The 19863-nt window shown below is 66.0% G+C and carries 17 protein-coding genes; 13 read left to right on the forward strand and 4 right to left on the reverse strand.

Going from position 1 to position 19863, the window contains the following annotated elements; translation table 11 throughout:
• Nucleotides 1-310 precede the first annotated feature (310 nt).
• The 9 genes from rpsB to ACQVDU_RS02770 all read left to right on the forward strand — a co-directional run bounded on the left by rpsB (nt 311) and on the right by ACQVDU_RS02770 (nt 6932).
• The gene (gene rpsB / locus ACQVDU_RS02730) at nt 311-1201 is read left to right on the forward strand and encodes a 30S ribosomal protein S2 (protein ID WP_300591008.1); all 891 of its coding nucleotides are present in this window, start codon (nt 311-313) and stop codon (nt 1199-1201) included.
• A gap of 81 nt (nt 1202-1282) precedes the next feature.
• On the forward strand, nt 1283-2110 hold the full coding sequence (tsf, locus tag ACQVDU_RS02735) for a translation elongation factor Ts (RefSeq protein ID WP_300591009.1): 828 nt from the start codon (nt 1283-1285) through the stop codon (nt 2108-2110).
• An 86-nt stretch (nt 2111-2196) separates the two neighbouring features.
• A complete protein-coding gene (gene pyrH / locus ACQVDU_RS02740) occupies nt 2197-2919 on the forward strand; it encodes a UMP kinase (RefSeq protein WP_292712555.1) in 723 nt (240 codons plus the stop codon).
• Nucleotides 2920-2966: 47 nt separating this feature from the next.
• Nucleotides 2967-3521 (forward strand): ribosome recycling factor, encoded by a 555-nt coding sequence (gene frr, locus ACQVDU_RS02745; RefSeq protein WP_292712557.1) that lies wholly within the window; start codon nt 2967-2969, stop codon nt 3519-3521.
• An 8-nt stretch (nt 3522-3529) separates the two neighbouring features.
• The gene (locus ACQVDU_RS02750) at nt 3530-4537 is read left to right on the forward strand and encodes a phosphatidate cytidylyltransferase (RefSeq protein WP_300591011.1); all 1008 of its coding nucleotides are present in this window, start codon (nt 3530-3532) and stop codon (nt 4535-4537) included.
• A gap of 37 nt (nt 4538-4574) precedes the next feature.
• On the forward strand, nt 4575-5165 hold the full coding sequence (locus ACQVDU_RS02755) for a DivIVA domain-containing protein (protein ID WP_300591012.1): 591 nt from the start codon (nt 4575-4577) through the stop codon (nt 5163-5165).
• Between the two features lie 56 nt (nt 5166-5221).
• Nucleotides 5222-5908, forward strand: a complete 687-nt coding sequence (locus ACQVDU_RS02760; protein WP_300591013.1) for a transglycosylase SLT domain-containing protein — start codon at nt 5222-5224, stop codon at nt 5906-5908.
• A gap of 9 nt (nt 5909-5917) precedes the next feature.
• Complete coding sequence (locus tag ACQVDU_RS02765; RefSeq protein WP_300591014.1) at nt 5918-6202, forward strand: hypothetical protein; 285 nt, start codon at nt 5918-5920, stop codon at nt 6200-6202.
• 1 nt (nt 6203) lies between these two features.
• A complete protein-coding gene (locus ACQVDU_RS02770) occupies nt 6204-6932 on the forward strand; it encodes an alpha/beta hydrolase (RefSeq protein ID WP_300591015.1) in 729 nt (242 codons plus the stop codon).
• A 3-nt stretch (nt 6933-6935) separates the two neighbouring features.
• Here the strand turns inward: ACQVDU_RS02770 and ACQVDU_RS02775 are convergent, their stop codons facing one another.
• On the reverse strand, nt 6936-8000 hold the full coding sequence (locus tag ACQVDU_RS02775) for an AI-2E family transporter (protein WP_300591016.1): 1065 nt from the start codon (nt 7998-8000) through the stop codon (nt 6936-6938).
• Nucleotides 8001-8167: 167 nt separating this feature from the next.
• Here ACQVDU_RS02775 and ACQVDU_RS02780 point away from each other — a divergent pair, with 167 nt between their 5' ends.
• Together ACQVDU_RS02780 and ACQVDU_RS02785 are read left to right on the forward strand one after the other, a co-directional pair.
• Complete coding sequence (locus tag ACQVDU_RS02780; RefSeq protein ID WP_443476193.1) at nt 8168-10039, forward strand: glycosyl transferase; 1872 nt, start codon at nt 8168-8170, stop codon at nt 10037-10039.
• Entirely contained in the window at nt 10036-10986 is a 951-nt protein-coding gene (locus ACQVDU_RS02785) for a tetratricopeptide repeat protein (protein WP_443476194.1), read from the forward strand. The genes ACQVDU_RS02780 and ACQVDU_RS02785 overlap by 4 nt, the downstream gene beginning before the upstream one ends.
• Nucleotides 10987-11028: 42 nt before the next feature.
• Here the strand turns inward: ACQVDU_RS02785 and glgB are convergent, their stop codons facing one another.
• The 3 genes from glgB to glgX form a co-directional block, all read right to left on the reverse strand.
• Complete coding sequence (glgB, locus tag ACQVDU_RS02790) at nt 11029-13197, reverse strand: 1,4-alpha-glucan branching protein GlgB (RefSeq protein ID WP_443476195.1); 2169 nt, start codon at nt 13195-13197, stop codon at nt 11029-11031.
• Nucleotides 13194-15155: a maltotransferase domain-containing protein gene (locus tag ACQVDU_RS02795; protein WP_443476387.1), complete on the reverse strand. Its 1962-nt coding sequence runs from the start codon at nt 15153-15155 to the stop codon at nt 13194-13196. The genes glgB and ACQVDU_RS02795 overlap by 4 nt, the downstream gene beginning before the upstream one ends.
• A 202-nt stretch (nt 15156-15357) precedes the next feature.
• The gene (gene glgX / locus ACQVDU_RS02800) at nt 15358-17460 is read right to left on the reverse strand and encodes a glycogen debranching protein GlgX (protein WP_443476196.1); all 2103 of its coding nucleotides are present in this window, start codon (nt 17458-17460) and stop codon (nt 15358-15360) included.
• 107 nt (nt 17461-17567) lie between these two features.
• On the opposite strand from glgX, the gene ACQVDU_RS02805 reads away from it, so the two are divergent.
• Together ACQVDU_RS02805 and mnmA are read left to right on the forward strand one after the other, a co-directional pair.
• Nucleotides 17568-18755: a cysteine desulfurase family protein gene (locus ACQVDU_RS02805; protein WP_443476197.1), complete on the forward strand. Its 1188-nt coding sequence runs from the start codon at nt 17568-17570 to the stop codon at nt 18753-18755.
• Between the two features lie 9 nt (nt 18756-18764).
• Nucleotides 18765-19862, forward strand: coding sequence for a tRNA 2-thiouridine(34) synthase MnmA (gene mnmA / locus ACQVDU_RS02810; RefSeq protein ID WP_363495300.1), 1098 nt, complete (start codon nt 18765-18767; stop codon nt 19860-19862).
• The last annotated feature ends 1 nt before the right edge of the window (nt 19863 follow it).

The following is a 19863-nucleotide window of genomic DNA, read 5'->3' on the forward strand; positions in this document are numbered from 1 at the left end:
GGTGCCGCGCCGGGGGACAGGCACCGGCGGGAGTAGGGCTGGGGAGGAGACCGCGAGTCGAGGTAGTGCACTTCTCGCGTCAACGCATCGCGTATCTCGCGGATGCTCTCGCTGGTACACTGGGAGGGCATCCCGATCTCGGGGTGACTTCGCGTGCCTACAGCCTGGCTATCTGTCAGGTGGCACGACTTCCATCGGTCTGAGCTCACCAGAGCACAGCGGAAGCGTGTCGGGCACCAGGATCGTCGGTCGCCGACCGACGAGATCAACCGTAAGAGACGCGGATCCGCGTCAGCAAAGGAGTACGGCCATGGCCGTCGTTACGATTCGCCAGCTGCTCGACAGCGGCGTGCACTTCGGACACCAGACCCGCCGGTGGAACCCGAAAGTCAAGCGCTTCATCCTCACAGAGCGCAGCGGCATCCACATCATCGACCTGCAGCAGTCGCTGACCTACATCGACAAGGCGTACGAGTTCGTGAAGGAGACCGTCGCCCACGGTGGCACGATCCTCTTCGTCGGCACCAAGAAGCAGGCGCAAGAGGTCATCGCCGAGCAGGCGACCCGCGTGGGTCAGCCCTACGTGAACCAGCGGTGGCTCGGTGGCCTCCTCACCAACTTCGTCACCGTCTCCAAGCGGCTTCAGCGCATGAAGGAGCTCGAGGAGCTCAACTACGACGACCCGGCAGCGAGCGGATTCACCAAGAAGGAACTGCTCATCAAGAAGCGCGAGCTCGACAAGCTTCACAAGTCGCTCGGCGGTATTCGCAACCTGCAGAAGACCCCCTCGGCGATCTGGGTCGTCGACGCCAAGCGTGAGCACCTCGCGATCGACGAGGCCAAGAAGCTCGGCATCCCCGTGATCGGCATCCTCGACACCAACGCCGATCCCGACGAGTTCCAGTACCCGATTCCTGGCAACGACGACGCGATCCGCTCTGTGGGCCTGCTCACCCGCATCATCGCGGATGCCGCCGCTGACGGTCTCATCCAGCGCCACCAGCCGGCAGGCGAGGCTGAGGCTGCTGAGCCGCTCGCCGAGTGGGAGCGCGAGCTTCTCGAGCAGGGCGCGCCGGTTGTCACCGACGTCGCCGAGGTCGAGACCATCGCCACCGAGTCCGAGGCCGACGCTGCCGGCGCGGCCGCGCACGAGGCCGTCGCCGGTGACGCGGACGCCGCCGCTGACGCCGAGGCCAAGTAAGCCGATCGACATCGCTCCGGTGGCGCCACTGCGCCACCGGAGCATCCACGAGAACTCACCACGAACAAGGAGCCACCACCCATGGCAAACTTCACGATCGCCGACATCAAGGCGCTGCGCGAGCAGCTGGGCACGGGAATGGTCGACACCAAGAAGGCACTCGAAGAGGCTGACGGCGACGTCGAGAAGGCCGTCGAGATCCTGCGCCTGAAGGGCGCGAAGGGCAACGCCAAGCGTGCCGACCGCTCCACGAGCGAGGGCCTCATCGCGGCCCGCGAGTTGAGCGGCAAGGTTACGCTCATCGAGCTCGCGTGCGAGACCGATTTTGTCGCGAAGAACGACCGCTTCGTCGCTCTGGCAGACAAGGTCGTGGACGCTGCTGCCACGATCGGTGCGAACTCGGTCGAGGAGGCCCTGGCCGCTTCCGCCGGCGCGGGAACCGTCGAGCAGCTGATCTCGGACGAGGCAGCGATCATCGGCGAGAAGGTCGAACTTCGCCAGGTGCGAACGATCGAGGGCGAGAAGTTCGAGATCTACCTGCACAAAACCAACAAGGACCTCCCGCCGCAGGTGGGCGTCGTGCTGGCCTACACGGGTGACGACGCGGAGACCGCTCGCGCGCTGGCGCAGCACATCTCTTTCGCCAACCCGTCGTACCTCTCGCGCGATGACGTTCCGGAAGCCGACGTCGAGAAGGAGCGAGAGATCGTCACCGAGATCTCGCGCAACGAGGGCAAGCCCGAGGCGGCACTCCCGAAGATCGTCGAGGGCCGTGTGAACGCCTACTTCAAGCAGGTCGCTCTGCTCGACCAGGACTACGCCCGAGACAACAAGCTCTCGGTCGCCCAGGTGGCGAAGGACGCGGGCCTCACGCTCACAGACTTCGCCCGGTTCAAGGTCGGCGCGTAAGCATCATGTCGAAAGGGTCCGCACCATCCAGTGCGGGCCCTTTCTGATGTGCTTCGGTAGGTTGTAGTCGACAAGAGGAGATGTACGTGGCGGATGAATCGACGGGGCGCCGGCGTGTCCTGCTCAAGCTTTCCGGGGAAGCATTCGGGGGAGGGCAGCTCGGAGTCAATCCCGATGTCGTCAGCCAGATTGCACGCGAGATCGCTGCGGCGGTCGACGAGGTGGAGATTGCCGTCGTCGTCGGTGGCGGTAACTTCTTCCGCGGCGCCGAGCTCAGCCAGCGGGGAATGGACCGTGGTCGGGCGGACTACATGGGGATGCTCGGCACCGTCATGAACGCGCTGGCGCTTCAGGACTTCCTCGAGCAGGCGGGCGCGGCAACCCGCGTTCAGTCGGCGATCTCGATGACCCAGGTCGCCGAGCCATACATTCCGCGCCGCGCTGAACGCCACATGGAGAAGGGGCGCGTTGTGATCTTCGGGGCAGGCGCAGGCCTTCCCTACTTCTCGACCGACACCGTTGCGGCCCAGCGTGCGCTCGAGATCGGTGCGAGCGAGGTTCTCGTCGCAAAGAACGGCGTGGACGGCGTCTACACCGCAGATCCGCGGAAGGATCCGACCGCGACCCGCATCGATCGGATCACGTACCTGGACGCGCTGCAGCGCGGTTTGAAGGTTGTGGACTCGACAGCCTTCAGCCTGTGCATGGACAACGGCATGGACATGCGCGTTTTCGGCATGGAGCCCGAGGGGAACGTCACACGTGCTCTTCTCGGCGAATCCATCGGCACGGTCGTCACGGTCGGCTGAAAGCCTGCCGACTAGACTGTGCAGGTCACACGCAGTAAGGAGTCGCCGTGATCGCGGATGTCTTGACCGATGCCGGAACCCGGATGGATCGTGCAGTGGAGGCCGCGAAGGATGACTTCGCGACCGTTCGCACGGGACGCGCCAACCCGCAGCTGTTCCAGCGGATCATGGTCGACTACTACGGTTCGCCGACCCCCCTCGCCCAGCTTGCGTCGCTGAACAATCCGGAGGCGCGCACGCTGGTCATCAATCCCTACGACAAGTCGGCGCTCAAGGCGATCGAGCAGGCGATTCGGGATGCCCCCAACCTCGGCGCGAACCCCACGAACGATGGCACGATCGTGCGCGTCACGATGCCGGAGCTGACCGAAGAGCGGCGCAAGGAGTTCGTGAAGCTCGTGCGCGCGAAGGCTGAGGACGCCAAGGTGCACGTGCGCGGCATCCGTCGTAAGGCCAAGGACGACCTCGACGCGCTCAAGAGCGACATCGGGGAAGACGAGCTTGGTCGCGCCGAGAAAGAGCTCGATGCGCTCACGCGCGCCCACGTCGACCAGATCGACGAGGCGCTCAAGCGCAAAGAAGCTGAGCTTCTCGAGGTGTAACGGTCGACATGACCGATGACCGTTCCGATGCGCGCGTCCCTGGCGATTCTGCCGGAGATGCGGCCGATGATGCCGGCCCTGGCTTCCAGACGCCGATGCGCACCGCGCGAACCGAGTTCGAGCAGCATGTGGCACACGCACGTGCAGAGTTCGAAGAGGCCAACGAGCGCATCAAGAAGCGCACCGGCAGGGACCTGATTCTTGCGATCCTCATCGGTGTGGGGATCGGGGCCGTCGCGCTTCTGTCGCTGATCTTCATCAAGTGGGCCTTCGTCTTTTTGGCTCTGGGAGTCGTCGTTCTCGGCGTTGTCGAGTTCTCGCGTGCGCTGGCAAGTTCTGACCGTCGCATCGATCTGGCTCCCCAGATCGCGGCAGCAGTCGTCGTGCTCCTCTCTGGCGCGTTCCTCGAGCTGTGGCTGCATTGGGTAGCGCTGTTCGCTGCCCTGGCGTTCGTTGTCGTCTGGCGCCTGATCGCTCAGATGTCAGCTGCCGACGGCCGTCCATATACGGCGGTCACCAGTGATGTGCTCGCGAGCACGTTCGTGGTCTTCTACGTCCCGTTCCTTGCGAGTATGGCGATGGTGCTGCTACGCCAGGACGGCGGCGAGTGGTGGATCCTCGCCTTCATTGCGGTCGCCGTCGTGGCCGACACCGCTGCGTACGCCGCCGGGCTCACCTTCGGAAAACATCCGATGGCGCCGCGGATCAGTCCGAACAAGACCTGGGAAGGCTTCGCCGGAGCCGTCGTCGGTGCTGTTGCTGCAGGCATCCTGCTCGGGATCTTCTTGCTGGGTGTGCCCTGGTGGGCCGGTGCCATCCTGGGTGCGGTGATTCTCGCCACCGCCACGACCGGCGACCTTGGCGAGTCGATGGTCAAGCGCGATCTCGGTATCAAAGACATGAGTTCGTGGCTGCCCGGACACGGCGGCGTCCTCGACCGGCTCGATTCGATTCTCCCGTCGGCAACAGCGGCGCTGGCGCTGTACTACCTGTTCGCGCCGTTGGTGGCAGCATGATGTGGTCTAGCGGCGTGAGGCTGGTATCCGAATGACGATGACTTCTTCTCCTGAATCGGCAACACCCGCCGTTCCCGAGCCGGCCCGCGCGCTGTTCCCCGTCACACGCGGACGCGTGAAGGGCTACGAGCGCGCCGCGGTCGACAGCTTCCTCTCACACGCACGGGATGCCTTCGAGGCTCCGGGCCACCCGTCGATGACCTCGGGCCAGATCCGTGCTGCTGCTTTCCCGCTCGCGCGTCGCGGCTACGAGATCACGAGCGTCGATGCGGCGCTCACCCGAATCGAGGACGCCTTCGCTCGGCGGGAGCGGGACGCGGCCATTGCTCGAGTCGGGACTGATGTCTGGATCGCCCGGACGCGGCGCGACGCGCAGACGGTGCTCGACCGGCTGCAACGGCCGTCTCGTCGTCGCTTTCAGCGAACGGGGGCCCTGCGCTATGGGTATCGGATCGACGAGGTCGACTTTGTCATGAACAAGCTTGCGCGATATCTCGAGACAGGAAGCGGAGCGACGATCGACCAGGTTCGAGGAGTCGCATTCCGTATGCAGCGCGGTGGATACCGCGAGGTCCAGGTCGATGCCGTCCTGGATGCTGTCGTCGAGATCATGCTCGCTGTCGAGTGAACTCGCGCGTCGCTCCGGGAGCATGCGCGGCTGGGCCTCGATAGAATCGGGTCATTGTGACCGATGAGAGCCGTGGCGCCGAGGTAACCGCACGCGCGAGCGCTGAACTCGCCCAGCGGGCTTCCAGCGTGCCGCGCGCAGCTGCAGCCCCCGTTGGCCACTGGTCGAAGCGGCGTGGGGTGCTAGCCGTGTTCGCAGCCTTCGCGGCGCTCGGATTCGTCGCGGCGAACGCTGGCCCCAGTGGGATGGCTTTTGCGACTGCCGAGGATGACACGCCCGAGGCGGTCTCGCTCTATGCGAGTTCAATCGTCGACGCGCAGTCGATCGTCGTGGACACGGATGCCGAGGCTGCCGCTTTCGATCCGGATCGCGGCGGCTATGAGGTGTACGTCAAGCCCAAGCCGACTCCGACCCCGGTTGTCGCATCCAGCGGCGGCGCAGCAGCGCCGTTGTTCTACTCGGGTGGTGGCTCACCCGCGGAGTGGATGTCGGCGGCGGGGATCGCCGAGAGCGACTGGGGATACGTCGACTACGTCGTCTCGCGAGAGAGTGGTTGGAACCCCAACGCGACGAACCGTAGCTCGGGGGCCTGTGGTCTCGTTCAGGCGCTGCCGTGCAGCAAGGTTCCCGGTAGTGGCTACAACCCGGTCGATAACCTCCGGTGGGCAAACGGCTACGCCGTGGGGCGCTACGGCAGCTGGGCCGGCGCTTACAACTTCTGGGTCAACAATCACTGGTGGTGACCGGCGAAAATGCCACGATCTCATCGTCGCCGCCCCGAGCCTGCCGGCGATGACGGGCTCGACCGCCTGATCGCGGGCTGGAAGCGAACCGAAGTACGCCGCGGCGTGGAATGGATTGTGCAGCCGGTCGCGGCGGCGCAGGCCACGAAGTCGTATGCGTGCCCCGGGTGCGTCCGCCCTATCGAGCCGGGTGCCGCCCACATCGTTGCGTGGCGCGCAGATGGCGTTCTCGGCGACGCCGCAGATCTCGCGGCTCGCCGACATTGGCACTCACATTGCTGGAGGATCAGCTGACATGGAGATTCGCGGACCGATGCTGCTTCCCGCTCGCCGGGAAGAGATCGAGCTTCACACGCAGGACGGTTTGCGGCTGGTCGGTGAACTCGCCCTGCCCGCTGAGCGCGCACCGCACGCAACGCTCGTCACCCTGCATCCGCTGCCGACGGCGGGCGGGTTCATGGACTCGCACATCTTCCGCAAGGCTGCGGCACGACTGCCCGCCCTCGCCGACCTTGCGGTGCTTCGATTCAACACCCGGGGGACGACCTCGCCGCGCGGGACCAGCGATGGCTCTTTCGACGGCGGCGACTCGGAGCGGTGGGATGTCGCCGCGGCGATGTCGTTTGTCGCGGAGCGAGGGTTGCCTCGTCCGTGGATTGTCGGCTGGTCTTTCGGGACGGAGCTGGCGCTGAAATATGCCGCCGATCATGACGTCGAAGGAATCGTGCTGCTGTCGCCGCCGCTGCATCGAACCACCGACGACGAACTCGCGGGGTGGGCCGAAGACCCCCGGCCGATCATCGTGCTCGTTCCGGAATTCGATGACTTCCTCCAGCCAGAGGAGGCGGCGCAACGCTTTTCGGTCATCCCGCATGCCACGCTCATTCCGGTCGAGGGGGGTCGTCACCTGTGGGTGGGCGAGAACCAGACGAGAACGGTCCTGACCGAGATCGTCGCCGCGATCAACCCCGATGCCCTCCCATTGCTGACGGAGTGGGATGGCGAGCTCGGCGATCCTGCCTGAGACTCAGCGCTCGTTCTGCCGGGGGATGACGACCTGCCGGTAGATGATCAGGACGCTTGCCGCCGCCGGGATGGCGATCAGGGCGCCGAGGAGCCCGAGAAGGGATCCGCCGGCGAGGGCTGCGACAACAACGACTGCACCGGGAATCGCGACGGCGCGACTCATGATGCGGGGCGAGATGACGTAGGCCTCGAGCTGCATGTAGATGAGGTAGTAGATCGCGGCGATGAGCGCAATCGTTGGCGAGCCAAGGCCTGGGATCAGGCACGTCAGCACGATGATCGTCGAGCCGGTGAGCGTACCGACGAGCGGGATGAGCGAGAACAGCAGGGCCACAACGGCGAGCACCGCCGGGAAGGGTGCCTCGATGATGCTGAGAAAGATCCAGCTCAGGATGCCGTTGATGACACCAAGACTGACCTGGCCGATGACGTAGTAGCCGACCGAGTTGGTGATCTGTTCGGCGAGATCGACGAACCGTTGCCGTTTGGATGCCGCAACGAGCTGGTACACCGCCTTCTTGAGCGAGGGGATCGATGCCGTGAAGTAGATCGTCAGGATCAGCACGATGAAGGCACCGAACAGTCCGCTCGCGATCGTCGCGCCGATCGCAAGGATGTTGCCACCGATCGACCCGCCGATCGACGCGAAGTCCAGGCCCTCGAGCCACTGCAAGATGTAGGCGAAGATGTCGTCCCATGCGAGCATCGGGAAGACCGACTCGAGCCAGGCCTGTAGCTCGTCCGGCCACGACGGGTTCTGCAAGATGCGGGTGACCTCGACGACGAACTGCGTGATCTGTTCCACGATGATCGGGAGCACCATCAGGATGACGCCGGCGAAGATGCCGAGCACGACGACGATGGTGATGAGAACTGCAGCCCACCGGGGCACGCGGCGGCGGATGAGCCACGAAACCATCGGTTCGAGGCCGAGCGCGAGAAACAGCGCGGTGCCGACGTAGAGCAGGATCGTCGACAGCGTCTGCACACTGGCGATGAGCAGGAGTCCGAGGCCCACGCCGAGGGTCGCGACGAATGCGACGCGGAAGGGGTTCTGCAGCTTCACGGCACCTCGTTCTCTCTGGCGTAATCCGCCTGGCGATCAGGATACGCATAGCCGGGCCCGGGAGGGTGATGCGCCCCTTCCCTGGGGACTTTCAGCACATGTTCGCTAGTCTGAAATGTCGAGTTTTCCGGTGTGCGACGACGTCCGCGCGCCGAGGAAGGTATTTCGTGCGTTTCGTATGGGCTGTGGTCGCGCTGGTTCTGGCGACCGTGATGATCGGGGCGGGAATCGCCCAGCGGACGATCTTCCAGGGCCCACGCTCCACGACAGCCGATATTTCGATCACTCAAGACGAACCGTATCTGGTCATCGACGGTGCGGTACTGACCGCAAATCCCGGTTCCCAGACGCTACGAGTCCTCGGCGATGGTTCGGTGTTCGCCGCCTACGGTCGAACGGCTGACGTGCAGGCGTGGCTTGCAGACGCCACCTACAACCAGGTCGTGCAGACCGAGGATGGTGCGCTCGTCACCGAGGAGGTCGAGCCGACGCCTGAGCCCGAGCCGACTGTCGCCCCCACCGCCACGCCGGCAACCGACGCGCCGGCCGGCGATGGGGCGGCGACGGGGGATGCCGCGGCCGAGCAGGGAACAGCCGAGGAAGCGATTCCCGGGCGGAACCCGGCGGGCTCTGACCTCTGGCTGGATGAGTACCAGCAGGACGACCTCGTCATCGCGCCACTGCAGCTTCCCGCTGACATGAGCGTCATCATTGCCTCGGACGGAACGGAACCTGCCCCGACGACAGTGAGCGTCACCTGGCCGATCGAGAACTCCACGCCGTGGGCCGGACCCCTTATCGTCGGTGGCGGCATCCTGATGGCCGTCGGTGTCGTGCTGTATGTGCTCGGCATCCGTCATGTGCGCCGTTCACGTGGCCCGCGCCGCAAAGGTCTGCCGCTTCCGGTCACCGAGCCGATCGATCTGTCTGTCGCCGAGGCCGACAAGGGCGTGATCAGTTCCGGTAAGCCGCGGCGCGCGCTGGGCCGTGGCCGCACATCCTTCCTGGCGCTCCCGGTTGTGGCGGTAACAGTTGGTCTGCTCTCTGGCTGCACGTCGGATGCGTGGCCGCAGCTGGTGCCGTCCGAGACGCCGAGTCCGACCGCGTCGGTCATCGTGCCGGAGGGTCAGCAGGCCCCAGCGGTTACCAAGCAGCAGGCAGAGCGGATCGTCGAGCAGGCGGCTCAGACTATCGCTCAGGCTGATGAGGCGAAGGATGCCGACCTCGCCGCGACCCGGCTCGACGGCGCGCTCTTGGCTGAGCGCAAGACGAACTACACCCTGCGGTCAGCCATCGCCGACTATGCGATGCCGACCGCGGTTCCTGGCAAGCCTGTCGAGGTCGTCCTGCCGCAGGCCTTCAACGGCTGGCCCCGGTCGTTCCTGGCTGTCGTCACGGATGACGAGGCCAACACCTCGAGCATCATGGTTCTGACGCAGGCTGATCCGTGGACGCCCTACAAGCTGAGCTATATCGGCAACCTCGGGGGCAACACACTGATGCCCGAGCTTGCGCCGTCGTACATCGGCGCGAGTCAGCTTGCCCCGGATTCACCGTTCCTGCTGCTTCCACCCGATGAGCTTGCAGCCGCATACGCTGACGTGCTCGATAAGGGCGACGAGTCGGCGTTCGCGGGCATGTTCGACGAGCAGAGCGACCTGTTCCGTGCCGGCGTCGTCGCCGATCGGAAGGAACGTCTCGACGCCTTCAACCAGACCGGAGCTGAGACTGGCAGCCTGACTTTCAGCGCTGCCGCCGGTGAGTTCGCTCCGTTCGCGATCGCCACGCTGGAGAGCGGCGCGATCGTCGCGGTCAGCATCGCCGAGACCGATACCGTCAAGCCGACCAACGCGGACGCGGTCATCAAGTTGGACAACAACGCGACGGTGAAGACACTCGCGGGCGCCGACCAGTCGGCATCCGGATTCTCGACGACCTTCAGCGACCAGCTCTTCTTCTACGTGCCGGAGAAGGGGTCGAGCGAACCGATCCGTCTTCTGGGCTACTCGAGTTCGATTCTGAAAGGCTCTGTGCTGTGACACTTCCCGGCTCCAACGTTCCTCTCCGGGGCGCCGTCGACCTGTCAGCTCTGCGCAATCGTCCGGCAGCCCCGTCGCCGAGCGAGCCGGCTGCTGGCGGTCCGGCGGGCGGAAACACAGCACGGCTGGTGATCAACGTCACCGACGCGATGTTCCCGGAGGTTCTGGAGCTCTCCAAGACCGTGCCCGTCGTTGTCGACCTCTGGGCCGAGTGGTGTGGGCCCTGCAAGCAGCTGAGTCCTGTTCTCGAGCGCGTTGTCATCGAGTACGCCGGTCGGGTGGTTCTGGCGAAGGTCGACGTCGATGCCAACCCCCAGCTTGCTCAGGCGTTCCGTGCCCAGTCGATTCCGATGGTCGTCGCCCTGGTCGGCGGTCAGGCAGTGCCCCTGTTTACGGGCGCAGTTCCCGAGCAGCAGGTGCGTGACGTGTTCGCTCAGCTGCTGCAGCTTGCCGCGCAGAACGGCGTCAGCGGCTCTGTCGGGTTAGGCGAGCAAGATTCTGCCGACGATGATGGTGCTGCTGTCGAACCGGCGCTCCCGCCACTTCACGCCGAGGCGTTCGCCGCGATCGAGTCTGGCGACTATGCGGCGGCGATCTCTGCGTACGAGCGTGCTCTCGCCGAGAACCCACGCGACACGGATGCGCGTGCGGGCCTTGCGCAGGTGCAACTGCTCTCACGGGTCCAGGATGCCGACCTCCAGGCTGCGCGTGCTGCGGCAGCCTCTGCACCCACCGACGTCGACGCCCAGCTGCTGGTCGCCGACCTCGATGTTGCGGGTGGCCACGTTGAGGACGCCTTCGATCGACTGCTGGACCTTTTCGCGGCACTGCCTGACGATGTGCGCGCACCCGTGCGGGAACGTCTGCTCGAGTTGTTCGGCATTGTGGGCGACGACGACCCGCGCGTCATCCGGGCGCGCAGTCGCCTCGCCTCGCTGCTCTTCTAGGAGCGGTTCTTCGAGCAGCGCAGTGCGGCGGCTCTCGCCTCATCAGTCGCGGATCGTCGAGGGGACGCGCGCCTGCGGGTCGTAGCGCAACCAGATGACGCTCGTTGCGGGCAGCACCATTGACGCTCTGCCGTCCTCCGCGGCAACAACCATCCCGAGATTGCCGACGCCGGCACCCCCGTATTCGTGGGCATCGGTGTTGAGGATCTCGCGCCAGACTCCACTGTGGGGAAGATCGAGCGCGTAGTTCGAGAGCGTCGATCCCGAGAAGTTGCACACGGCGGCGACGATGTTGCCGTCCCAATCCCGTCGGGTGAAGGCGAGCACGTTCGGGTTCCACGTCGGAGCGCCGATGCGCGAGAACGCTGACCCGTCGTTGTCGCGACTCCACAGGGGCGGGTTCGCGCGGTAGGTGCCGTTGACGGCGCCGACGAAGTCTTGGAGCTGGCGGTGGGTCGGCTGGTCGAGGGTCCACCAGTCGAGGCCGCGCGACTCGGACCACTCCGCCATCTGCCCGAACTCCTGCCCCATGAAAAGCAGCTGCTTTCCGGGGTGCGCCCACATATAGGCGAGAAACGCGCGCATGTTCGCGAGCTTGGCGGCATGATCACCGGGCATCCGAGAGAACAGACTCCCCTTGCCGTGGACGACCTCGTCGTGGCTGATGGGAAGAACGTAGTTCTCGCTGAACGCGTAGACGAACGAGAAGCTCAGCTCACCCTGGTGGTATGAGCGGTAGAGCGGGTCCCGCTTGATGTAGTCGAGGCTGTCGTTCATCCACCCCATGTTCCACTTGAAACCGAAGCCGAGTCCGGCGTGGTCTGTGGGGGCGGTAACGCCCGGGAAGCTCGTCGACTCCTCGGCCATCATGCTGATGCCGGGGAACGTCTTGTAGCACGTCGCGTTGACCTCTTGGAGGAAGCGGATCGCCTCGAGGTTCTCTCGCCCGCCGTGGATGTTCGGTTCCCACTCGCCCGGGTTACGGGAGTAGTCGAGGTAGAGCATCGAGGCGACGGCATCCACGCGAAGCCCATCGACGTGGAACTCGTCGTACCAGTAGAGCGCGTTGGCGACCAGGAAGTTCCGGACTTCGTTGCGTCCGTAGTCGAAGATGAGCGTTCCCCAGTCCTTGTGCTCACCGCGACGCGGGTCGGGGTGCTCGTAGAGCGCGCGGCCGTCGAACTTCGCGAGCGCGAACTCGTCTTTGGGGAAGTGTCCGGGGACCCAGTCCATGATGACGCCGATACCTGCCTGGTGCAGGCGGTCGATGAGGTATTTGAGGTCGTCGGGGCTGCCGAACCTGCTCGTGGGTGCGAAGTAGCCTGTCACCTGATAGCCCCAGGAGCCGCCGAACGGATGCTCGGCGAGGGGCAGGAACTCCACGTGGGTGAATCCCAGTGCGTTGACGTGCTCGATGAGCGGATCGGCTGCATCGCGATAGGACAGACCGGGACGCCACGAACCGAGATGCACCTCGTAGATCGACATGGGTTCGGTGACCGGGCGGCTCTTGGAGCGCCGCGCGGTCCAATCCGAATCATCCCAGCGGTAGGCGGATACGGTGACGACCGATCCGGTGGCCGGCGGAACCTCGGCTCGCCGGGCCAGCGGATCAGCCTTCAGTCGCCACTGGCCGTCCGGCCCCTGGATCTCGTACTTGTAGACGGTTCCCTCGCCCACAGCCGGGATGAAGAGCTCCCAGACCCCCGAGTCGCCCATCGAGCGCATCGCGTGGGCTGCACCGTCCCAGCCGTTGAAATCGCCGACAACGCGGACCGCGCGCGCGTTCGGCGCCCAGACGGCGAAAGCTGTGCCGTGGCTGTCTTCGTGGGTGCGCACGTGAGAACCCAAGACGTCCCAGAGTCGTTCGTGGCGTCCCTCCCGAATCAGGTGAAGATCGAGTTCGCCGATCGTCGGGGAGTGCCGGTAGGGGTCGTCAGCGCGATAGTCGGGGCCATCGTCGTAGGACGCGTCGATTCGGTACGAACCGATCGGTCCGGTGACCGTGCCTTCCCAAATGCCCGCAGTGAGATGTTCGAGCCTGACGCGCTTACCGCCATTGAACACCGCGGTGACCGTCGCCGCGAGCGGCCGGCGGGTGCGAACGACCCAGGTGTTCTTGCCGACGGGATGGATGCCGAGAACGCTGTGCGGGTCGTGATAGCCGCCGTGCGCGACGGCGTCGAGCGTGGCAGGGTCGATTGTGGTCATTGCTGTGCCTCAATCCGCAGGATGTGCACGGGCTCGCGGAAGGCGTCGAGCCGTACGTAGTTGTGGTCGGTCCAGGTCCACTGCGCGCCGGTGATGAGGTCGGTCACGCCGAACGGCTGTCCAGGCTCCACCCCCCACACGCGTGAGTCGAGGTGGACGGTGGTTTCCCGCATCGAGTGGGGGTCGACGTTCACCACCACCAGGATCGTGTCGGATTCGCCGGTGGGGGAGAGCGCAGCATCCAGGTGCTTCGAGTAGACGAGGATCGCGTCGTCGTCGCTCCAGTGGACCTTCAGGTTGCGGAGCTGGCGCAGTGCCGGGTGCTCCCGGCGGATCTCGTTGAGCCGTGTAAGGAACGGTGCGAGGGACGAGCCTGCCGCGTCGATCGCCTCCCAGTCCCGGAACTTGTACTCGTATTTCTCGTTGTCGATGTTCTCTTCGGAACCGGGTCGCGCGACGTTCTCGAACAGCTCGTAGCCCGCGTACACGCCGTAGACCGGCGCAGCGGTGGCGGCGATCGCGGCACGGATGACGTACGCCGCGTGCCCGCCATACTGCAGGTACTCGGTGAGGATGTCGGGGGTGTTCACGAACAGGTTCGGCCGCAGGAAGTCGGCGGTCTCATGAGCGAGAGAGGAGAGGAACTCCTCGAGCTCCTCTTTCGTGTTGCGCCAGGTGAAATACGTGTAGCTCTGCTGGAAGCCCGCCATCGCGAGCCCCTGGAGCGGAGCTGGCCGCGTGAAGGCCTCGGCGAGGAAGACGACGTCCGGATGCTCGGCGTTCACCTCGTGGATCAGCCATTCCCAGAACTGGAGCGGCTTGGTGTGCGGGTTGTCGACGCGGAAGATGCGGACACCCTGCGCGATCCAGTGGCGAACGATGCGCAGCACCTCGGTGCGGATCCCCTCGGGATCGTTGTCGAAGTTGATCGGATAGATGTCCTGGTACTTCTTCGGGGGGTTTTCGGCGTACGCGATCGACCCGTCGGGAAGGGTCGTGAACCACTCCGGGTGGCTCGTCACCCACGGGTGATCCGGGGATGCCTGTAGCGCGAGGTCGAGGGCGACCTCGAGTCCTTCGGCGGCAGCTGCTCGCACGAACGCGCGGAAGTCGGCGAGAGTTCCGAGATCGGGGTGGACGGCGTCATGCCCGCCCTCTGCTGCGCCGATCGCCCACGGAGAGCCGGGGTCGCCCGGTCCGGGCGTCAGCGAGTTGTTCGGACCCTTGCGATTCGTTCGTCCGATCGGGTGGATCGGAGGCAGATACACAACGTCGAAACCCATGCCCGCGACCGCGGGGAGGCGCTTGCTTGCAGTGCGAAAGGTGCCGCTCTTGACAGTGCCGTCTTTGCGGAGCTTCGCGCCCTCGGAGCGGGGGAAGAACTCGTACCACGCGCCGACGCCGGCGCGCTCGCGCTCGACGAGCAGTTCGCGGTCACGCCCCACGGTCACGAGGGACTGCAGCGGGCGAGCCGTGAACGCCGCCTCCAGACGCGGATCGTCGATGAGGATGAGCGGGTCGCTCACGGCATCCGAACGGAACTGCTCTGCTATCTCGGTGAGCATGCGGCGCTCGGCTGCAGGTCGGTCGCGTTCAGCAGCGCCGCGTTCGCACAGCAGAGCACCCATCTCCAGCATGAGGGGGACATCGACGCCGGCGAGCACCTTGACGTGGGCCGCGTGGTGCCACGTCGCGAAGTCGTCGGCGAAGGACTCGAAGTGGAAGGTCCAGATCCCTTCCTCGAGGAGCACGACATCGGTCCACCAGCGGTCGAAGCCGTCACCTGCGGGCTCCAGACGGTGGAGCGATTCGTCGCCCGACGGTGAGGTCAGGCGCAGGTGAACACCGATGCGATCATGACCCTCGCGGAATGCTGTGACGCCGAACGCGACGGCTTCGCCATGAAAGGCGCTGGGGCTGTAGCGTTCGTCAGGGGTATCGGGACGGGGTCGCACCATCGGGATGCGTCCCATCGCGGCATCGGTGGCCGGCGCGAGTGGTGAGGCTGGGCGCACCGGGATTGCGGTGGCGCTTCGCCACGGCCGAGGAACGGGAGAGCGTCTGCTGGTTGCCACGCTTCGAACCTACCCCGCTCACCGCCGGCGGGAACAGGTGTGGACACGCGCCGCGCCGTCGGCAACAATGCCCCCCGGATAAGGTTCAGGCCGGGTCAGCGACAAACAGGCGCATCGAGGTCGGACCGAGCTCGACAGAGGATCCAGGCTCGTGCGAGCTGATCTCGGTCGACGGATGCTCGTCTTCGCTCGACCAGACCGCACGATAGCGAGAGACGCCGTCGACGCGCGGCAGCAGCACAGTTGCCGGACGTTCGGTGCCGTGCACCACCAAGAGAGTTCGGTTGGGTTCCTCGACCTCGGGAGTGGAGGTCGCGAGGTATTGCAACGTACGATGCGTCGGATCAGCCCACCGCGCGCCCGACATCATCTCGCCGTGCTCGTCGTACCAGTCCATCACGGATGCCGACGGCGTCTCCTGGTCGTCGCGCGCGAACCGACTCGGGCGTAGGGCGGGATTCTGTGCGCGCAGGGTCAGGAGCCGCTGCACGTGGGCGAAGAGGTCTGCCTGCCACGGCGCGTGCTCCCACGGCAACCATGTCAGCGAGCCGTCGTGACAGTAGGCGTTGTTGTTTCCGTGCTGCGTGCGTCCGAACTCATCACCTGCGGTGATCATTGGGACTCCCGCGGAGAGCAGGAGCGTACCCATGAGGTTGCGCATGGCCCGGCGCCGTGTGGCGAGGATGACGGGGTCATCCGTCTCGCCTTCGGCGCCGTGATTGAACGATCTGTTCGTGTCCGCGCCGTCGCGATTGTGCTCGCCGTTCGCCGTGTTGTGCTTGACGTCGTAGGAAACGAGATCGTGGAGCGTGAAACCGTCGTGGGCTGTGACGAAGTTGACGCTGGCGAGGGGGCCCCGCTCGGCACTGAACGTGTTGGAAGAGCCCGCGAGGCGTGTCGCGAACCCGCCGACTCCCACGGGCGCGGTCGCGGCGCGACGGCCGTAGTCGACATCGCTGAGCCAGAAGTTGCGCACGCGGTCCCGGTAGCGGTCGTTCCACTCCATCCAGCCCGGACCGAAGCTGCCCGTCTGCCATCCGCCCATCCCGACGTCCCACGGTTCGGCGATCTTCTTGACGTCGGCAAGCGCGGGGTCGTCGACGATCGCGCGCAGCAACGGATGCTCGGGCGTGAACGCGTGTTGGCTGTCACGCCCGAGGGTCGTGGCGAGGTCGAAGCGGAACCCGTCGACCTGCACGTCGTTCGCCCAATACAGCAGAGAGTCGAGGACGAGGCGGGAAGCGGCATCCGTGGCAGTATCCACGCTGTTCCCGCAGCCGGTGACGTCGATGTACGCGCCGTCGGCGTGCTGGCGGTAGTACCCGCGGTTGTCGATACCGCGGAAGCTCGACCGCGGTCCGCCGATTTCGGCTTCGGAGGTGTGGTTGTAGACGACGTCGAGGATCACCTCGAGGCCTGCTTCGTGCAGGAGCTTCACCATCCCCTTGAACTCCCGCAGCACCGCCTCAGGACCCCGGCGCCGGTTCTCTTCTGTTGCGTACGCGGCGTGCGGGGCGAAGAAGCCCACAGTGTTGTATCCCCAGTAGTTCGTGAGTCCCAGCTCGAGCAGGCGAGGCTCGGTCGCGAACTGATGGACCGGGAGCAGCTCAATGCTGGTGACACCGAGTGTCGTGAAATGCTCGATCATCGCTGGGTGTGCGAGTCCCGCGTAAGTGCCGTGCAGGGCGGGGGGCACCTCGGGATGACGCTTGGTCATCCCCTTGACGTGACCCTCGTAGATGACCGTGCGGTCCAGAGGGATAAGGGGTTTGCGCGCGCCGCACCAGTCGAAGTCGCCAGCGACGACGACGGACCGCCAACCGCTTGAGCCGCTGTGCACGAGACCGCGCGCGTAGGGATCGATCAACAGCGATGACCGATTGAAGGTGTTGCCGGGGCCGGCGGGTCCGTCGACCTGGATCGCATAGTGCGTTCCCTGCCGAAGACCGCGTGAGAACCCCGACCAGATATCCCCCTCGGTCCGCGAGAGCGCAACGGTTTCTACGACCCAGTCCAGGTCGTCGCCGTCGAAGATCAGCAGGTCGATCGAGGATGCGTGCGCCGACCAGATCCGAACCGTGCCGCCCCCGTCATGCAGCCGGACGCCGAGGTCATCGAACCGCGACGACAACAGACCGGCGTCGGTCGTGTCGGCGCGCGAAAGTACAGCTGACTCGGGGATCGGCATGCGTAGAGCATAACGACGGCGCGGGGACCACCGGCCCACCCTCGGGGGCTGTCGCTCCCTCGGCGGCTGTCGCGCCCCGGTACCGGGGTCAGTGGCACAGTGGAGTCGTGAGCATCTATTTGGATCACGCCGCGTCGACTCCGCTGCGCCCTGAGGCGCGCGAGGCCTGGCTGGAGGCGACTGCGGTCGTCGGCAATGCGTCGTCGATCCACGCGAATGGCCAGAGCGCTCGGCGAGTCCTGGAGGATGCGCGGGAGCGGCTCGCTGCCGCGGTCGGGTGCGATCCGATCGAGATCGTGATCACCTCCGGCGGAACCGAAGCCGTGAACCTCGCCCTCAAGGGGCTCTGGCAGACGCGCCGCTCGGGAACATCCGACATCGTGCTTCCCGACGGCGAGCACCACGCATCGATCGACCCGGTGGAATGGATCGCTCGGCGCGATGGTGCAGGCATCCGGAGCGTGTCGCTGACACTCGCTGGACGCATCGACGCTGCCGAGTTCGCGGCGGCTCTCCCGGGCGCTGCGCTGGCAACGGCTCTTGTCGCCAACAACGAGGTGGGTACGGTCAACCCGGTTGCCGGTCTCGCCCAGGCCGCCGCCTCAGAGCGTGTGCCGTTGCATCTGGACGCCATTGCGGCGTTCGGGCATGTGCCGGTGTCTTTCACGCAGCTGCGGGGCGATGCTCGCCCCGGCGCCGGACTGCTCGCCATGAGCGTGTCGGCGCACAAGGTCGGTGGCCCCATCGGAGTCGGCGCACTCGTGGTCGCGCGTTCTGCCCGATTGGATCCGCTGCTGCACGGCGGGGGACAGCAGCGAGGGTTGCGCTCGGGGACGCAGGATGTCGCGGGAGCTGCGGCTTTCGCGGTGGCTGCTGAGCTCGCGGTCGCGGAGCTTGCCGAGGAGTCAGAGCGCTTGTCGGTGATGCGCGACAGGCTGATCGCGGGAGTTCTCACGACGGTGCCCGGCGCCGAGCTGCTCGGTGATCCGGTCGATCGCCTCCCGGGAAACGCGCACATTCTCTTTCCTGGTGCGTCGGGGGAGTCGCTTCTGTTCCTCCTCGACATGGCGGGCGTCTCGGTATCGACGGGGTCGGCGTGTCAGGCGGGTGTTCCCGAGCCGTCCCACGTCGTGACGGCCATGGGCAGAAGCGAGCGGGAGGCGCGCGAGGTGCTGCGGTTCACGCTGGGGCGCTCCACAACGGATGCCGACATCGATGCAGTCCTTCGCGTGCTCCCCGATGCGGTCGAGCGCGCGCGGGCGGCATCCGGTCCCCGTCCAGACGGCCGCTCGTAGACTGGGACCATGCGTGTTCTGGCGGCGATGAGCGGCGGAGTCGACTCCGCCGTCGCCGCTGCGCGCGCCGTGGATGCCGGGCACGAGGTCGTCGGGGTGCATCTCGCGCTTTCACGTGCGGGCGGCACGCTGCGCACGGGAAGCCGCGGCTGCTGCACGATCGAGGACGCCATGGATGCCCGTCGGGCCGCCGATCGCCTGGGCATCCCGTTCTACGTGTGGGACTTCTCGGAGCGGTTCCGCGACGAGGTGATCGATGATTTCATCGCCGAATACCGCGCGGGACGCACGCCAAACCCCTGCATGCGCTGCAACGAGAAGATCAAGTTCGCGGCGCTGCTGGAGCGCGCAATCGAGCTCGGCTTCGATGCCGTCTGCACCGGTCACTATGCGACGCTCGTCGAGACGCCGGAAGGCCGCGAGTTGCACCGGGCCTCGGATGCTGCGAAAGACCAGTCGTACGTGCTCGGTGTTCTCGACGCCGATCAGCTCGCGCACTGCCTCTTCCCGCTCGGCTCGACGCCCTCGAAGGCGGTCGTTCGCGCCGAGGCCGAGGAGCGAGGCCTGACGGTCGCGCACAAGCCCGATAGTCACGACATCTGCTTCATCCCGGATGGCGACACGAAGGGGTGGCTCGCCGAGCGCGTGGGTGTCGCGGAGGGACCCATCGTCGATCGCTCCGGTGCGCAGGTGGGAACCCACGACGGTGCCCACGCCTATACGGTCGGACAGCGGCGCGGACTCGCGCTCGGCACACCCGCGCCAGATGGCAAGCCGCGGTTCGTCCTCGAGATCCGGCCCGTGACCAACACTGTGGTCGTGGGACCCAAGGAGGCTCTCGCAACCGCCGAGATCGCGGGATCGAGGGTGAGTTGGGCAGGACGTGCGCCGGGTGCGGCATCCTTCCCGTGCGACGTGCAGATCCGGGCTCACGCCGATCCCGTGCCGGCGCGCGCGGAGCTCGTTGACGGCGAGGTCGTCGTGACCCCCGATGAGCCCTTGGACGGGGTCGCGACTGGGCAGACGGCGGTGCTCTACGACGGCACCCGCGTGATCGGCCAGTTCACGATCGATCGCACCCGCTCGGCCGTCCCCGTCGAGGTCTGAG

The sequence above is a fragment of the Microbacterium sp. F2 genome, from assembly GCF_052274505.1.
Taxonomy (GTDB): Bacteria; Actinomycetota; Actinomycetes; order Actinomycetales; family Microbacteriaceae; genus Microbacterium.

What these genes read in the sequence shown, in the direction of transcription:
- ACQVDU_RS02750 (WP_300591011.1), top strand. Translation starts at nt 3,530, where the DNA reads ATGACCGATGACCGTTCCGATGCGCGCGTCCCTGGCGATTCTGCCGGA.
- ACQVDU_RS02770 (WP_300591015.1), top strand. Translation starts at nt 6,204, where the DNA reads ATGGAGATTCGCGGACCGATGCTGCTTCCCGCTCGCCGGGAAGAGATC.
- ACQVDU_RS02765 (WP_300591014.1), top strand. Translation starts at nt 5,918, where the DNA reads ATGCCACGATCTCATCGTCGCCGCCCCGAGCCTGCCGGCGATGACGGG.
- glgX (WP_443476196.1), bottom strand. Translation starts at nt 17,460, where the DNA reads ATGCCGATCCCCGAGTCAGCTGTACTTTCGCGCGCCGACACGACCGAC.
- ACQVDU_RS02755 (WP_300591012.1), top strand. Translation starts at nt 4,575, where the DNA reads ATGACTTCTTCTCCTGAATCGGCAACACCCGCCGTTCCCGAGCCGGCC.
- rpsB (WP_300591008.1), top strand. Translation starts at nt 311, where the DNA reads ATGGCCGTCGTTACGATTCGCCAGCTGCTCGACAGCGGCGTGCACTTC.
- mnmA (WP_363495300.1), top strand. Translation starts at nt 18,765, where the DNA reads ATGCGTGTTCTGGCGGCGATGAGCGGCGGAGTCGACTCCGCCGTCGCC.
- ACQVDU_RS02795 (WP_443476387.1), bottom strand. Translation starts at nt 15,155, where the DNA reads ATGGTGCGACCCCGTCCCGATACCCCTGACGAACGCTACAGCCCCAGC.
- tsf (WP_300591009.1), top strand. Translation starts at nt 1,283, where the DNA reads ATGGCAAACTTCACGATCGCCGACATCAAGGCGCTGCGCGAGCAGCTG.
- glgB (WP_443476195.1), bottom strand. Translation starts at nt 13,197, where the DNA reads ATGACCACAATCGACCCTGCCACGCTCGACGCCGTCGCGCACGGCGGC.